The 15,312-nt window shown below is 31.8% G+C and carries 15 protein-coding genes; 2 read left to right on the plus strand and 13 right to left on the minus strand.

All coding sequences use genetic code 11. The features are described from left to right. Nucleotides 1-200: 200 nt before the first annotated feature. The 8 genes from L1I30_RS00095 to L1I30_RS00130 form a co-directional block, all read right to left on the minus strand. Complete coding sequence (locus tag L1I30_RS00095) at nucleotides 201-371, minus strand: hypothetical protein (protein WP_236132222.1); 171 nt, start codon at nucleotides 369-371, stop codon at nucleotides 201-203. Nucleotides 372-873: 502 nt separating this feature from the next. Beyond that, on the minus strand, nucleotides 874-1,299 hold the full coding sequence (locus L1I30_RS00100; RefSeq protein WP_236132223.1) for a hypothetical protein: 426 nt from the start codon (nucleotides 1,297-1,299) through the stop codon (nucleotides 874-876). A gap of 160 nt (nucleotides 1,300-1,459) precedes the next feature. Then, complete coding sequence (locus L1I30_RS00105; RefSeq protein ID WP_236132224.1) at nucleotides 1,460-2,116, minus strand: hypothetical protein; 657 nt, start codon at nucleotides 2,114-2,116, stop codon at nucleotides 1,460-1,462. A 167-nt stretch (nucleotides 2,117-2,283) separates the two neighbouring features. Continuing rightward, nucleotides 2,284-2,715 carry a hypothetical protein gene (locus tag L1I30_RS00110; RefSeq protein ID WP_236132225.1) on the minus strand — a complete coding sequence of 144 codons (432 nt, stop codon included), beginning with the start codon at nucleotides 2,713-2,715 and terminating at the stop codon, nucleotides 2,284-2,286. 165 nt (nucleotides 2,716-2,880) lie between these two features. Further along, nucleotides 2,881-3,576 carry a HEPN domain-containing protein gene (locus tag L1I30_RS00115; protein WP_236132226.1) on the minus strand — a complete coding sequence of 232 codons (696 nt, stop codon included), beginning with the start codon at nucleotides 3,574-3,576 and terminating at the stop codon, nucleotides 2,881-2,883. A gap of 3 nt (nucleotides 3,577-3,579) precedes the next feature. Next, nucleotides 3,580-4,677, minus strand: coding sequence for a DUF262 domain-containing protein (locus tag L1I30_RS00120; protein WP_236132227.1), 1,098 nt, complete (start codon nucleotides 4,675-4,677; stop codon nucleotides 3,580-3,582). A 285-nt stretch (nucleotides 4,678-4,962) separates the two neighbouring features. After that, entirely contained in the window at nucleotides 4,963-5,415 is a 453-nt protein-coding gene (locus L1I30_RS00125; protein WP_236132228.1) for a hypothetical protein, read from the minus strand. Nucleotides 5,416-6,192: 777 nt separating this feature from the next. Continuing rightward, nucleotides 6,193-6,579 carry a hypothetical protein gene (locus L1I30_RS00130; protein ID WP_236132229.1) on the minus strand — a complete coding sequence of 129 codons (387 nt, stop codon included), beginning with the start codon at nucleotides 6,577-6,579 and terminating at the stop codon, nucleotides 6,193-6,195. 94 nt (nucleotides 6,580-6,673) lie between these two features. Between L1I30_RS00130 and L1I30_RS00135 the strand changes: the two genes are divergently transcribed. After that, nucleotides 6,674-6,973 carry a hypothetical protein gene (locus L1I30_RS00135; protein WP_236132230.1) on the plus strand — a complete coding sequence of 100 codons (300 nt, stop codon included), beginning with the start codon at nucleotides 6,674-6,676 and terminating at the stop codon, nucleotides 6,971-6,973. A gap of 663 nt (nucleotides 6,974-7,636) precedes the next feature. On the opposite strand, the gene L1I30_RS00140 is transcribed toward L1I30_RS00135, so the two are convergent. The 5 genes from L1I30_RS00140 to L1I30_RS00160 all read right to left on the minus strand — a co-directional run bounded on the left by L1I30_RS00140 (nucleotide 7,637) and on the right by L1I30_RS00160 (nucleotide 14,663). Then, nucleotides 7,637-8,809, minus strand: coding sequence for a hypothetical protein (locus tag L1I30_RS00140; RefSeq protein ID WP_236132231.1), 1,173 nt, complete (start codon nucleotides 8,807-8,809; stop codon nucleotides 7,637-7,639). A 154-nt stretch (nucleotides 8,810-8,963) separates the two neighbouring features. Beyond that, nucleotides 8,964-10,709 (minus strand): SIR2 family protein, encoded by a 1,746-nt coding sequence (locus tag L1I30_RS00145; RefSeq protein WP_236132232.1) that lies wholly within the window; start codon nucleotides 10,707-10,709, stop codon nucleotides 8,964-8,966. A gap of 770 nt (nucleotides 10,710-11,479) precedes the next feature. After that, nucleotides 11,480-12,352, minus strand: a complete 873-nt coding sequence (locus tag L1I30_RS00150; RefSeq protein ID WP_236132233.1) for a hypothetical protein — start codon at nucleotides 12,350-12,352, stop codon at nucleotides 11,480-11,482. Nucleotides 12,353-12,407: 55 nt separating this feature from the next. Next, a complete protein-coding gene (locus L1I30_RS00155; RefSeq protein ID WP_236132234.1) occupies nucleotides 12,408-13,586 on the minus strand; it encodes a tyrosine-type recombinase/integrase in 1,179 nt (392 codons plus the stop codon). Nucleotides 13,587-13,685: 99 nt separating this feature from the next. Continuing rightward, on the minus strand, nucleotides 13,686-14,663 hold the full coding sequence (locus L1I30_RS00160) for an MBL fold metallo-hydrolase (protein WP_236132235.1): 978 nt from the start codon (nucleotides 14,661-14,663) through the stop codon (nucleotides 13,686-13,688). Nucleotides 14,664-14,768: 105 nt separating this feature from the next. Between L1I30_RS00160 and L1I30_RS00165 the strand changes: the two genes are divergently transcribed. Beyond that, a complete protein-coding gene (locus tag L1I30_RS00165; RefSeq protein ID WP_236132236.1) occupies nucleotides 14,769-15,311 on the plus strand; it encodes an RNA methyltransferase in 543 nt (180 codons plus the stop codon). The last annotated feature ends 1 nt before the right edge of the window (nucleotide 15,312 follow it).

The raw sequence follows: 15,312 nt of genomic DNA on the forward strand, positions 1-15,312 counted from the left end.
AAAAAATGTTGTTTTAAATCTCAATTTTTTGTTTTGATATTGTTGCCAACGGTCTTGGTTAAGGCAAGTAGCGTGGAGTAGGGACGCTTTCTTGTCGGCTTTGTTGTTTTTTACTTGGTCACTAAAATAACACTTTTCAGCAGATTGCCCGCTATTTGCGCTTAACCGATGTTGGCATTTCGTTGTTTTTGTTCCGATTTCTAATTATCAGTTGAGTTTTGTTTTTTGAAAGGAATCCATTTAAAAATATATCCTAAGCCCACAGCACATAAAACACCTGAAATAGTTTGCATTAAATTATTATCAAGTAATATATAGGAAATAATACCTAATACTAAAATTGCAATTCCTATAATTTGTGATTTATTCATAAAGGATTTTTTGGTCTTATTTGTAATACTTTTCAAGTCCGAATGAGTGAGAAATTCCACACTAGAACATTTCATAATTTTCTATTCAGTTTCCTATTTCAGGAACTCTTTATAAAGTTGGTTTCTAAAGTTATTAGGATTTAGATTTCATACTTTTCTTAAATATTGATTCCGTACTAAACATCAATATTATTGACGCTATAATAATAAGCGAAGAAACAGTCAAAGACCAATATTCTTTTGATTCCGAAATATTTGAAAAATTGATATTTGAAATACTCCAAATACAGGAGATTATTATAAATATTGAAGCTAGATTTCTTTTTATCATTTTGTATAATTTTGAGTGAGAACAATGAATGCCAACGGTCTTGGTTAAGGCAAGTAGCGTGGAGTAGGGACACGTTCTTGTCGGCTTAGTTGTTTTTTACTTGGTGTCTAAAATTACACTTTTCACCAGATTGCCCGCTATTTGCGCTTAACCGATGTTGTGTGCAGTTTTTTATTCATAATTCAGGTCTTTTCTATATTCCGTTTTGGTTTTCAGCTTGATGTTTTCGTCCGTTTTAATTTTATCAAATTCCCCTGGTTGAATTTCCGAAACATTTGACAATTCCATTATTGAGTCGTCTTTGTAGCCCAACTCTTTTGATTCCGCTTTTTTGTCAATCCGCCAATACTTTATTTCGTCTCCACTTTTTGAAGTCGCAAGAATATAGTTTTTATTAAATCCAACACTTTCAATGTCCTTTATTATGTAAATACTGGACTTATAAGGTTCTTCTGAATTTACAGGAATGACTATGCTGTTAAAAGCTGGTTCTACCATATAGTAAAAGTCAGAGCCTAAATCTATATCTCCATACCAATTCAATTGACAAGAATTAAGAAATACTAAGGTCAAAATAATCATTAATCTATTTCTCAATTTTTGTTGTTTTTAATTGCACACAACGGTCTCGGTTAACACAAGTGGCGGAATAATGACCGAAAATTAGTACGCCTACTTATTTACTTTGTTGAACACTCAAATTACTAAAATTTAGTCAGCAACCGCCATTTGTTGTTAACCGTTGTTATGTGCAGGTTTATATCCGTTTTATTTCTCTTCCGATATTGTACATTATCAAATTATTTTTTTCTTGATCAATCTCTCTAAGTTCTTGATAAAATTTTTCTAATGTTGACATATTCTTTTTCAAAATAGAAAAGTAATCAGGTGTTGATTCCATTTGTTTTGCTATCGCATCAACTGAATCGCCAATTATTTTTTTCGTTTTATAATGAATTAAGTTATTTCTGGTAGAAATTAAAGCTTTCAAATTTTCATAATATTGGCTTTCCTTGCTCAATGATTTCTTATATATAAGCTTTAATACAATTTCCCATTTCGAAGTTATACTCATTCTATCTAGATTTTCTTTGAAATATTTTTGTCCCAACTCTATACATCCGATTTCATTAATTAGACTTTCAAAGAAAACAGTCAGCATTATTATACTTTGAATAGTAAGTTTATTAGTAAGGAAACTATTCTTAAAAATCTCATTAAGTTCCTTTTCTTGTTTTGGATTTAAGTCACTGAAATCCTGGATCGAATTTCTTTCTTTAAATTTCTTATATTCTTGCTTTGTCTTACTTTCATTTTTGATAGCAGCTAAATAATTATCAACCGCAATTTCTAAGAATATTTCAATGTTCCCATGTCTTAAATTACCTTTTGAATCTGGATATATTCTATTCATTCGAGATTTTTTAAAACTTGCACATAACGGTCTCGGCTATCGCAAGTTGCGGGAGTTGGGACGCGGAGTTGTCGGTTTTATTGTTTTCTTTCTTGGTTTCTAAAATTACACTTTTTCGGCAATACCCGTTATTTGCGATGAGCCGTTGTTGGGAGCTGGCTTTTGGTCTACCATTCAAAGAAACCATTATTATTTAATTCTTCTTGAAGAGATATTTCGATCTCATCAAAATTATAATTTTCAAATTCAAATTTGTCAGTTTTAAATTGAGATTTATCTATTTGAATCATTTCCATATGGTCAAAACTGAACGCACTAAATTTTTTGTCATTTTTAATTGCGAAATGAGTAATATCATCAATTAAATTCTCCCCCTCTAAATTTAAAATCTCCGTTATTTTTTTAATATTTTCAGTATTTAAATCAATAATATAATGGCTAAAATTTTCTCGTTTTGGAACATCATTTTTTGAAAATAATTTTCGGAAATTTTTATCTGAAAGAGTTCCTGTATAAAATCCGTTAATCATTAATTCAGAACCTTTTTCTGCTTTTGAAATCAGTTCTTTAAAAATGTCAATTTCAGTAATTTTCTTCATTGCAGAATTTTTGTGAAGCTTGCTCCCAACGGTCTTGGTTAAGGCAAGTAGCGTGGAGTATGGACACGTTCTTGTCGGCTTTGTTGTTTGTTACTTGATATCTAAAATATTACTTTTCACCAGACTGCCCGCTATTTGCGCTTAACCGATGTTGGCAACAGTTACTTAGTTCCAGTATTTTTCTCCTGAAACCTTAACAATCTGGCTATAAACGACTCTGTCTATATTATTTATAAGATCAATTAAATTATCTAAATGTCTTTCTACATCTTGAAATGTCATAACAGGAGCTTCTTGATGAGCTATTGCCTCTCTGATACTTAAAAATGAATCTAATTGACTTTTATAATCCTTTTTACCTTTTTTTGCTACCGCTTGAAATATATCATTTATTCCAATTCTTAAATATAAAATTTTAAGATTTTTCACAGAAGGATATTTGTTATTGGCTAGCACGTTTTTAGAACTTATACTTCTTGAAAAGGTGCTTGTTAAGTCTAACAGATCGTAATAACTATTAGTGCAACTTAATCTTTCTAATAGTTTTCTTTCATCAGAATTATGATTATAATTTTTATAATGCATCAACTGATTGTCAATGAGAGTTTTCGTTCTTATATTTTCTGGAATTTCACTCATTAATGCACCATTTGTTTTATAGTTAAAAATTAATCCTTCAATAAGTACTTTAGTATACTCTTCAATCTTAGCGGACATTAAAAAAATTGTAGACTGAAATATTAATAATTTTTGATCATATTTCAAAGGTGAAGATCTATAGGAAACTTTTTTAGCTACTTGCTTTAAAGATTTAGTACCAGTCTCGAAGTCAACTCTTGCCTGACTTTTATTATATGGCATACTTTACAATATATTTCTTAAAAAATCTGTGTAGTTATTAATTCTTCTATGTACTACACTTTTATCCGTAGTTCCTTTTGTAAGGCTGGCATAAAATTCCTCATTACCTAAGAGTTCGGTTAATCTCTCTAGAACCATATTTTTATCAATTTCTTGAATCTGCTCTATTGATGGATTTAAAATTTCCATTGATATCATTTGCGCGTCAAAAAGTGCAGTATTTGATTTCAATCTCTTTTTTGTTTCGTCAAAGGTCTTAAAGGTGAAATCGCCATATAACTCAAGGCACTTGTCAAAATTTTTTCTAAAATTATATGATAAATCTTCAATTGTTTCTTGACTAAAAAATCTATTACTTTCTGCATATGTATTTAAGAATGTGGTCATCGGTTTTTCATAGTTTCTCCAATTATTGTGAAGAGCGAAATATCTTAAAATCATTTCTTCTCCTTTCATTCTTTTATCATTCGTAGTAGAAGTAGCTTTTTTAAATGAAGAAATATTACTTAACTTCTCAATTGCTTCTATTAAGGGACCATTATAAATTCCGTGTCTCAGTTCTTGAGGATTTAACTTGACGGATCCCGTGTTTAACCTTTCAAATACATCAAATTTTATTTGAGGATGAGTATCTTTAAGAATTACGATACATCTTATAGTCCTATTTCTGATATGCCTCTGGAATCTAGGGTCAAGTTCGGAAAATTTAAAACTATCTAATTCCGGATATGTAGCTAAACCAGTTAAAGGAAATTCGTCGTTCAAATACAAGCTTATACTCGTTAATCTTTGGTTACCATCAATAACAGAAAGTGTTTCGTCTGAATTTTGACTTAAATAAACCACAGGAATTGGACATTGTATAATTAAGGATTCAATAAGTCTTGAAGCTTGCGCTCTGTTCCATACATATCCCCTTTGAAACATTGGGATATCAATATGTTTTTCGCTAATATATTCAACAATTGTAGAAACGGTAAAATCATATGTTTCTGTATTTAGTTTTCTTTTCTCTGCAGGAATATCAAGAATGTCAATTTCATATTCTTCTTTTACAGGAAAAAGTTTATTGGCAAGTCTAGTTGATTTATTGTTGTCCATTTTGTTTTTTTAACTCTACGCTAAAATATGTTAATTACATTTAATACTCGACATTTTTCTATTAAGGCATCATATTTTGCAATTCCATTTTTCTCTTATATATCTAAAAAAAAGGATTTTTCCAGAATTCCGATTGTAATTGTTGCCAACGGTCTCGGCTATCGCAAGTTGCGGGAGTTGGGACGCGGAGTTGTCGGTTTATTTGTTTCTTTCCTGGTTTCTAAAATAACACTTTTTCGACAATACCCGTTATTTGCGATGAGCCGTTGTTGGCTGTAGTTTAATTTATTTCTGAAGTTCTTGAGAAATTCTATTTTCTAATCTAATAAGTTCTGTCATCAATTCAGTTTCTGGAATCTCGAGGAATCTTGTCCATTCATTGGAAAATTTTTCAAAGAATATGCTGTCTTGTTTAGCTAAATATTCTAATGTTATATTATTCCCATTTCCAGCTCTTAGACTATCAATTTTTTTCTCCAATTTTCTGCGATATACTTCACATAAATCAAATTGCGCATTTGCTATTCTGAGTGAGATTCTATTAGTTGTATCAGACACATAAGATTTCGAAGGTACAAAGGCTGTCTTACTTTTATAAATTACCTTATCTGTTAATCTATATCGTGCAGAAATTCCAACATGTGCATTAATATTATCAGTCAGATCTTTACTCTCATTGTAAATAAAATCGTCCCATTTTAACTCCGCATTTTCTGTCCAAATGATAGTATCTTTCATTATCCACCATTCTCTCAAATCATGATAATATCTATTTACAATTAACCCGATTAAGATTGATGAAATTACAATCAATATTATTAAGTATGGTTTCCTCAATCTTTCAAAATTAAATTACTGCCAACGGTCTCGGTTAACACAAGTAGCGGAGTAAGGACCGGGATTAGTCCGCTTAATTATTTACTTGATTGAACACTCAAATTACTAAAATTTAGTCAGTAACCGCTATTTGATGTTAACCGTTGTTAGCTTTATGTGGCGACACATTCCAATTGTCCCGCTCCTACTCCACTTTGCTCGGTTTATTTACTTTTAAAATAATTGTTTCTTTTATCGAAATCTCAAATTTAAGTCCGATAATCTTTTTCCAAAAATCAGTCGTAACAGTGAGCAATCAAAGTATATTCTTCTTAGTCCGAAACACTTTTTAGAAACTCTGCCGTAACAGTAATTATCAACTAATCTTCTAAGCCCGAATTAAATTTAGAAGTCAAAATTTCAATAATATGGTTTTTTCGAAACAGCTCATAAATCGCATTTTTCAACACTTCCGTTCAGCCGACCGAGTAAGAAACACGAAACTTTCTTATTTTTCAACTTTCTCAGTTAATTACCGAATCGGAGCTATTAAAGCTAACGGTCTTGGTTAACGCAAGTAGCGGGAGTAGGGACGCGTTCTTGTCGGCTTAGTTGTTTGTTAACTGGTGTCTAAAATATCACTTTTTACTCGAATGCCCGCTAATTTGCGATAACCGATGTTAGCTAATGGTTTTATTTCTAAAATGCTGTTTGATAGTTTGTCAGAGTTTGATTCAGTTCATTTAAAGATTTTTGATCAATTAATGTTGTATCTATTCTAAGTTTATTTTGATCAGTTTCTAAGATATAATCACCTGCAAATTTCTTACAAGTCTTTAATTTATTTAATTCTAACTTTTTGGGAAATATAGAATTTCGATAAATGAAACCATTTTCAATGGTCAGATATTGATTTATGTATTCGAAAGTATAGACAGAAATATATCCGATTGGCAAAATTATCCAGAGCCAAAAAACCCGATTATCCATATCTCCATAAAAAATATTCACAATTAGAAGAATAATCCATATTATAGTCATTATCAAATAAAATCTTGTTCGACCTTTTTTATATCTGATTTTCATTTCTTTTTTTTTAGTCCAAAACTACATTATAAAACTATTTGCTAACGTATGTGGGTAAGGATAGTAACGGAATTAAAACCAAAAAATAATAAACATGGACTACAGTAAAATAACAGACAATCCAAGAGTTATAAAACTTTTGAAGAAACGAATAGAGATTGAAAATAGAATAAAAGCTATTGACGAAACTGCATTAATAAAGCACGAACTCGAGTTATTATCTTTACCCGATGTTAGGCAATCGTTTTTGTTGTGTAAACAAACAATGCCCTCTTGGAATGTGACAAAAGATAAAAAATACTTACTTGTAAAAGAATACGAAGGACATTATGAGATATACAATGACTTAGGTAAAAACGATATATTTACAAAAAGCGTATTTAAAAAGCTATAAGCAAAACAAATATGTTGCCTAACGGTCTTGGTTAACACAAGTGGCGGAATAATGACCGGAAATTAGACCGCTTAAAAATTTACTTTATTGATAACCCAAATTACTAAAATTTAGTCAGCTACCGCTATTTGTGATAACCGATGTTAGCTTTATGTTGCGACACATCCCAATTGGTCCGCTCCTACTCCACTTAACTGTGTTTTATTTACTTTTTAAAAGTCATTGTTTCTTTTATCGAAATCTCAAATTTAAGTCCGAAAAACCAGTCGCAACAGTGAGCAGCTAAAGTATATGCTTCTTAGTCCGAAACACTTTTTAGAAACTCTGCGTAACTGTAAACAACAACTCAATCTTCTTAGCCCGAATTAAATTTAGAAGTCAGAATCTCAATGATATGGTTTTTCCAAACGCAGGTCAGAAATCCCATTTTTCAGCATTTATTGCGCTCCGCCGTACGAGTAAGCAAAACGAAACTTTCTACTTTTTCAACGTTCTCAGTTAATTATCGAATCGGAGCTATTAAAGCTAACGGTCCCGGCTATCGCAAGTTGCGGGAGTAAGGACGCGGATTTGTCGGATTAGTGGCTTTAATAATTGGTCTCTAAAATAGCAATTTTTAGCTAACTGCCCGTTATTTGCGATGAGCCGTTGTTAGCCACCGTTTTATAACTCGAAATCTACATTTTTAGCAAAGAAATCAGTTCCTTTGTTTTTATCTACCTCCATTTGTTTAAATATTTCACCTTTTATCCTTGACGTGAGATATAATTCTCCGTTGTTTTTGAAATATTTTATTTCTAAAAATTCACTGTCGGTTAACATCCAAAGCTGATTTAGTAATTGCGAGGAATGTATTCCTCTATTTCTTGGGCTCTCTTTTGTTAAATCGAATAATTCCAAAGTTGCTTTACTCTTATCATAATTGATGTTTTGAATTTCGAATCCTTGACTCATCAATGCTGACGAAAACATCAAAAATTTAATTTCAGGTCGAGGATTACCTTTTACTTTTTCAATTTTTTTACTTATTTCGGGTAAATTATCGAATCCAAATATTTTGTGGGACATATTTAAGACTTCGGTTGTTCTCATACAGTAATTAAGTCTTTCAAATAATTCAGATCTATTTAAATAAAAAGTAACTTTTTTATCGCCTTCTCCACTTTCACAGTTGATTAAATCATCTGATACGTAGTATTTATGATGAGCTGCGATATTTCTCCAATCTGATATTTTCAAATTTTCTTTTGGAACAATAAATAGAGAACTATAATTGGAATTATCGATTAGATCTTGAATAAGATTTCCAAGTTTATTGGTTAAGGTTTTTTCAATTTCAAACGACTTCTTTCTTTTTATCTTGTTGATAAGAACATTTTCTACATATACAGATTTTGAAATTCCCTCAATTGTGTTTGAAATATCCTCCATTGATGTTTTAGCAAATTCATAAATTTCTAAGTCTTTCTTATCTATTTCTAAATTAAGAAAACTCCAATATTTATTCCCTGATTCTAAATGTACGGGAATCAGTTTCGCTAAAACTGTAATTGTATCTTGATAGTTTTCTTTTTTTGCATCGTTATAAGTATCTACTACTTTTTTTATGTCATTTTCAATACCTGGATATTTAATTGATAATCTTAGAAAATTAATCCAGTCTGCAACCATTGAATCAATTGCAAATCTTTCAAGATTAGAATAATTTCTGAAATATGGTTTAAATGTTTGAATTATTTCTTCCTTCATTTTTGATGGTGTATAACCATTATCAAGTAGTAAAGGAATCGGACTTCTATTCTTTAATCCGTCAAGTATTTTCTCGAATTTTTTCATTCATAAAATGGTGGCTAACGGTTACGGTTATCGCAAGTTGCGGGAGTAGGGACGCGGACTTGTCGGCTTAGTTATTTTCTTTCCTGGTTTCTAAAATTACACTTTTTCGGTTAAACCCGTTATTTGCGATTAACCGATGTTGGCAACAGTATTCTTAGAAAATATGTATGTTTTTAAGAAATTCTTGAAGTTTGGCCTTTGTAGTCGAGTAACTCTCATAACTACTATCAAACAAACCTGCCTCTATTGGCTTCCAATTATTTTTTTCAACCTTTGCATTTTCTAAGAATTCATCTAATAATGTTTTTTTATAATGACGCTCTTTCCATACATATTCGCCCCACGGAGCCCAATTACTTCTAAAACCATCCTTAATTAGAAACATATAGTTTAAAGAAATCAAATACTCTGCAATGCTGAAAATTTCATCGTATTCTTCATCATCATATATGATTTCACTAAACATTGGTTCTAAAATTTTATGTAAATAAGTACTTATAGGAGTTTTGTAATTTTGACCAATTATCTTATTAAATAAATCTTTTTCGATAGTTGAGGAATTAACCTTCTCAATTAAAAACACTCTATCTCTACCTTTAATTTCATCAGATATTCTAAGGTAAAAACAGTCTTTTAATAATTCGAATTTCTCATTTTTTATCGCAGTAATTACTATTGAATAGAAAATTGCTAAGGCAGGAAAATATTGAAAATTCACACTATCTCTATAAAAGTGGCCTTCTAGCTTTTGTGGTAACGCGACTCTTTTCAATATGTTGAGAATTGTATTATTATGGTAATTTTTACTCCAATAAGTAGCATGGATTAAAATTGGAATAAAATCTTCTAATTTAGATCGGAGAGTAAGAAGAATAGGTTGAAGTTCTTCCTGAATTGGTTGAATTTTAGAAAAATTCTCCTTTTCTAGAATTTTAATTAATGGATTTATCTGGTCATGTAATAGATCATTAAACTTAATTCTATGATCTTCGCTTGATACATATTTCTTTATTCTTGCAATCGCAATTTCTTTGCTTATGGGGTTCGATTTATCTATTAATTCTAAGGAATTTATTTTCTCGTATAGTTCACTGAAAAACTTATCTGCATTTTCAATTTGAATAGTTTTACCTCTTCTTAATCTTGCTAGTTCTTCGAGTTCTTTATTACATTTATTTATATAAGTCCAGAAACTATTGAATCGGAAATTTGATGATTGTTTGAATAAGTTAACTAAGCCATTATCCCATTTAGCTGACCATCCACAGGTAATAATGCCAAATTCATCAATTATTCGTAGTGCATAATCTTTTAATTTTTGGTTGTAATCATTTAACTCTTCTTTGGTGTTGAGAAATCTTGAATCTAAATAATCTCCGTTAAGCTTTAAAATAACCAGCTTAGAATGTACAAGAGGTAAAACTCCATCAATGTCGTTAGGATGACTTATTACTACTGGTTCTACATCGATTTCTCTGAGAGCTTTTTCTAATAGCCTATCAAAATTCGTTGTAACTATTATTCTTATATATCCCGCCTGAACGAGTTTTGCTATTTGTTTATGAGCAATAGTCGGTTGTTTTAATCCTTCTTCAACTTCCTCTGGAGTCGGCTCAAAATATGGCTTGAGAATATTAAGTCTTTCAGTTGGTGTTGCGGCAAGTTTTTCTAAAATTGTAGAATAATCAGGTTCTTGATTATATTTTTTTATAAACCATTCATCGGGATTTGGTTCGCAATTCTCGTTTTCTAATACTGATAATTTTTTTATTAGATCTAAAACTATTTCCCAACCAGTCGGAATTCCCGAATTTCTGGATATACCGGAACCTAATAAAAGCGCATAAATACCTTTATTAGAATAAATAGAAAAAGCTATTGAATTTATGTTGTCGTTCATTTGAATATTGTTGCCAACGGTCTCGGTTATTGACAAGTTGCGGAGTAGGGAGTGCGTATTTGTCGGCTTAACCTGGTTATGTTGGTTACTAAAATAATCAAATTCAATTAATAAACCGCAATTTGCAATAACCGTTGTTACCTAGCGTTGCGACACGTTTGAGTAAGCTCTCTAACCGACCATTCCCGTGCTATAGCACCAAAATTTATGAATGTTATCTAGATTAAAAAAATTAACTTCTTTCCCGACTTTTTCTTTAGCAGTCTTTTAGTTTTTTAAATCCAAGTTAGAATTATGAAAATCAAAAGTAATTTTTAGTATATGAACTTTAGTTTTTATTTAATTTTTTTGTCAATTTTTTAAAATCTTTTTGGTGTAAATTTTAATTAAAAAAGTATCGGAATAATAATATTAATCCGAGAATTATGAGAGTCAGTTCTCCAAGTATGATTTTGACATTATTTGCCTGAACAAAATCCATACTGTCTTTTTTAATAAAATCATTCAATGTTCTGATCCCGAAAATTAAACCAGCAGAAATTAATATTATTCCAAGAATTAAGTTCAAATTTATTTTATATAATTTTTAGTTTTCTTTTAAATCTTAGCATTCATTTTTATCGGAGCAATGCTTGGTAACGGTCTCGTATAACCGTCAGTTACGGGTTAATATGCGTTATTTTTCGGTTTGTCACAGACCTTAGCAATTCCGCGTGGATACGGACGTAGTCGAATCCGCCGTAATTGCGGTTATACATTGTTGGCTACAGTTATTTTTTTCCACTCCAATAGTTTGTCGAAACAGGTAGTACTTCATTATTCGGTCCTTTCATAAACATAAAAGGGTGGTCATTTCTTTTATTTTTTTCCATAAACTCTTTTAAACCAAACTGAATATCAATAATTGACTCAATAGTTTTTTCTAAAAGCCAAAATAGAATATAGGATATCGATAAATCATACTCTTTATTTAGCTTTCTTAATTCACTAAAGTTTTTATTGAATTTATTAGAAGCCAAAATTGTTGTCTCTACTTTTCCATTCATTAATTCAATAGATAAAGATGATTTTTCTCCGTCTTTTCCTGAATGTATTAAATCAGACCTGTGTTTATAGAGCCTCCCAACAAATTCGCGGTCAAGTTTGTCAATAAGTTTGCTGAAACTAGATTCGTATAATTCATTTTTAGGGTCTCGAACTGATTGTGCGAGTTCATTCCATTTAAGTTTTTTGTGGTTTTTCAGGCTTAGAAAAGCTACCAAATTACTCACATAATCAAAGGCTGAAATAGTATGAAAAATAATGCTGTCAAACAAAGCTGAAATATCAGACTTTCTATTTTCAAAATGCATATGCATTGATAGTTGACCATTTTCATTTTTAAATATATCTGATAATTCTTTGTCTAATGAACTTAGTAGGTTTACGACAATATTTATATGTAGCCTAGTTGCTCTTAATCGGTAAAGAATATTGTCTCTAAATTCATAGATTTTATTATCCGTGAAACTAGAGTCTAAATAGTGTTTGTAGTCCATACCAATTGCTATCATATTATTGTTGATTGATTGGAATCCATCGCTCACTTTTTTCATTTCTGATTTTAAGTCAGTGATATTTTTATATGGTCTATTTTTTTGCAACTATCTGTTTTTTTTAATTGTAGCCAACTTGTTATATCGCATCTAATATAGACGATTATCTAAAAATATCACGGGATAAACGCAGGTTTTGATCATTTTCTTGGGGTTTAGCCAATTTCTTTACAGCTAAATCTAACGGACTTACAATTTGCATGAGATCCTTTTGGGCCACGTGCGTATAAATCATCGTGGTCTCCGGTTTTGAATGCCCCAACAACTCTTGTATATACCTCAACCCTATCCCATTCTCCAACATATGTGTGGCATACGAATGTCTCAACGTATGTGGCGTAACTCGCTTTATAATCCGTGCTCTTTTACAAGCTAATTTTAAAAAACTCCTAACCGAAGAAGCACTGTAGACCTCACCATTCTGCCCTTCAACAAAATAAATTTTCGGGCTATAAGTGCCTAAATAATTGAACAAAAGGGGAATGAAACTATCTGCCATTACCACATAACGGTCCTTTCTACCTTTTGCTTGCTTTACCAATATTTGACGCCTGTCAATATCAATATTACTCAATTTCAAACTCAGCAACTCCCCCAACCTTAAACCTGAAGAATAAATAAGTGCCAGCACCGCTCTATGTTTCAAATTTCTTGTGGCTCTTAGTAAATCTAGCACTTGCTCCTGTGAGAGTACTGTGGGTAATAAGCGGTCCTTTTTTGGTCTTCTTAAAGCCGAAACATCAATTTCTGAATAACAATGCAGCTCGGCGAAATGCTTCAGTGCGCTTATACACTGCCTGTGCGTACTTACAGCATATTTCTGACCCGCAATTTCCTTTTCAATAAATAATTCTACATCGCGATTAGTTATTTCATTTAATGGCTTTTTCTGAAATTTCACAAATTTTAAAGCAAAATTGTAATAGGTCTTCACGGTGCTTTCTCCAAAGCGTTTCCCTCTTAAATAGGACACATACTCCCATAAGCTCTTCTTCACTTCTTTAGAAAGAGAATTTTTGAGAAGCTCACGTTCCCAATTTACCTCAATTAAACCATTCTGCAGCCCGGTTTCCTCAAATTCATAACACTCATCGGCTAGATGATTTTTGAGTATTTCTAAATTTTCTTGAGTCTGTAAAACATAATAAACACCTAAGGTCTTACTCCATTTTACCTCAGTCAGCTTTTTCAAATGCGCTTTCAATTGTTCATCATACTCAAAAGCTACGGCAATTTGTGCCGCATTTCTATGCACAATGGGGTACAGTTTTATTTTCGGCATAACTCTAAGAATAAGTAGTTAATATACTTAAAATTAGAATTTTGAATTACTATTTTAAATTATTTTATTGCTGATATATCAATAATTTTACGTTGAATATTAAAGCTCAAAAACATCATAAATCTGGGCAATGTGAAATCCATTCTTTTTGATAAGACCAGCTTGCTCGCTAGCGGTATTCAATGCAGGGTTGGTATGGTTGAAATGAATGAAATGTATCTTATCTTTTTCTTCGGAAGGAAGGGATTCAAACAATTTCATACTTTCTATGATGAAGGGGTGTGGAATTTCTGAAATATCCCTGTTATTTACCTCATTGGCATCATAAAACGTAGCATCAAGAAATGCATAATCTACTTTTGACACCTCATCAATAATGGCTGTTCCCCATTTATCCCATTTATCAATATCAGGAATGAACAATGCACTTTTTGAAGGACCAACTATGGTATACCCCACGGTCTCCGAATATTCATCTCGGTGTGGCACTGTAAAGGGAATCACTTTCAAGTTCGGTGTCAGTTTCACCACTTGGTCATTAGTCATACCTTCAAGTAAGATATTTTTATTAGTCACCAACTGCTCCCACGGACCGTTTTGTGCTAGGAAATTTTTCATTCTTGGCATTGTAAAAACCGGAATCTGGGATGCATTCATGGCTTCTTTCCCTAGATACATCAATCCGGCATAATGACCAATATGCGCATGGGTCACAAATATTCCATCCGGGGTTTCCACTTCACTTGCCGCATAATTCTTCAATAATTTCATTTGCTCCGGAACATCGGGAGTTGCTTCAAATAGATATTTCTTATCAAATTCGGGATCTATAACCCCTAGCGAAACCACTTTTCTACCGTTATCGGGGTTATCAAAAAGCGCTTTACAACAATCTTTATTGCAAGCTATATGGGGTGATCCGGCATCTTGAACGGTTCCTAAAACCACCAAAGAAGTATTTTTTATAGTTACTGCCGTCTTGTTGTCTTCAGAAGAAATCTCAGGCGCTTCAGTTTTTTCAATCTTATCATTGCAAGCTAGAACAGTCAAAAGAAATAGTAAATAGAAATACTTCATATAATAAGGGCTGTTATTTAAATTCATTGAAACCTCAAGTTTCAAATGGTAATATAGAAAGATTATCTCTTTTAAGGGCTGCGGGAAATTCCTATTTTTGCGGCTATGACAGAGAATAGGAAATTGAAAAATAGTGAGCTGGAGCGTAAAAGCATCAGCGAATTCAAAGAAGCTACAAAAACACCAATTATAGTTGTTTTAGATAATATTCGGAGTTTAAATAACATTGGCTCTGTTTTCAGGACCTCTGATGCATTTTTAATCGAGAAAGTGTATCTATGTGGAATAACGGCACAACCTCCGCATAAAGACATTCAAAAGACTGCTCTGGGTGCAACAGATACCGTTGCTTGGGAATATGTGGAAGATACTCTTGCTCTAGTTGAAAAGCTGAAAGCTGAAAATGTAAAAGTCTACTCTATCGAACAAGCTGAAAATGCTACAATGTTAAACGATTTTACACCGGCAGCTAATGTAACCTATGCCGTGGTATTTGGAAATGAAGTTAAAGGCGTACAGCAAAAAGTGGTGACTGCAAGTGATGGAGTTATTGAGATCCCTCAGTTAGGAAGCAAGCATTCTTTGAATATATCGGTAAGTACCGGGGTGGTGCTATGGGATCTATTCTCAAAAATGAAAATCAACTAAA

The sequence above is a fragment of the Gillisia lutea genome, from assembly GCF_021568705.1.
Lineage (GTDB): Bacteria > Bacteroidota > Bacteroidia > Flavobacteriales > Flavobacteriaceae > Gillisia > Gillisia lutea.

Coding starts and splice junctions, on each gene's coding strand:
- L1I30_RS00095 (WP_236132222.1), bottom strand. CDS start 371: ATGAATAAATCACAAATTATAGGAATTGCAATTTTAGTATTAGGTATT.
- L1I30_RS00105 (WP_236132224.1), bottom strand. CDS start 2,116: ATGAATAGAATATATCCAGATTCAAAAGGTAATTTAAGACATGGGAAC.
- L1I30_RS00110 (WP_236132225.1), bottom strand. CDS start 2,715: ATGAAGAAAATTACTGAAATTGACATTTTTAAAGAACTGATTTCAAAA.
- L1I30_RS00115 (WP_236132226.1), bottom strand. CDS start 3,576: ATGCCATATAATAAAAGTCAGGCAAGAGTTGACTTCGAGACTGGTACT.
- L1I30_RS00120 (WP_236132227.1), bottom strand. CDS start 4,677: ATGGACAACAATAAATCAACTAGACTTGCCAATAAACTTTTTCCTGTA.
- L1I30_RS00125 (WP_236132228.1), bottom strand. CDS start 5,415: ATGAAAGATACTATCATTTGGACAGAAAATGCGGAGTTAAAATGGGAC.
- L1I30_RS00130 (WP_236132229.1), bottom strand. CDS start 6,579: ATGAAAATCAGATATAAAAAAGGTCGAACAAGATTTTATTTGATAATG.
- L1I30_RS00135 (WP_236132230.1), top strand. CDS start 6,674: ATGGACTACAGTAAAATAACAGACAATCCAAGAGTTATAAAACTTTTG.
- L1I30_RS00140 (WP_236132231.1), bottom strand. CDS start 8,809: ATGAAAAAATTCGAGAAAATACTTGACGGATTAAAGAATAGAAGTCCG.
- L1I30_RS00145 (WP_236132232.1), bottom strand. CDS start 10,709: ATGAACGACAACATAAATTCAATAGCTTTTTCTATTTATTCTAATAAA.
- L1I30_RS00155 (WP_236132234.1), bottom strand. CDS start 13,586: ATGCCGAAAATAAAACTGTACCCCATTGTGCATAGAAATGCGGCACAA.
- L1I30_RS00160 (WP_236132235.1), bottom strand. CDS start 14,663: ATGAAGTATTTCTATTTACTATTTCTTTTGACTGTTCTAGCTTGCAAT.
- L1I30_RS00165 (WP_236132236.1), top strand. CDS start 14,769: ATGACAGAGAATAGGAAATTGAAAAATAGTGAGCTGGAGCGTAAAAGC.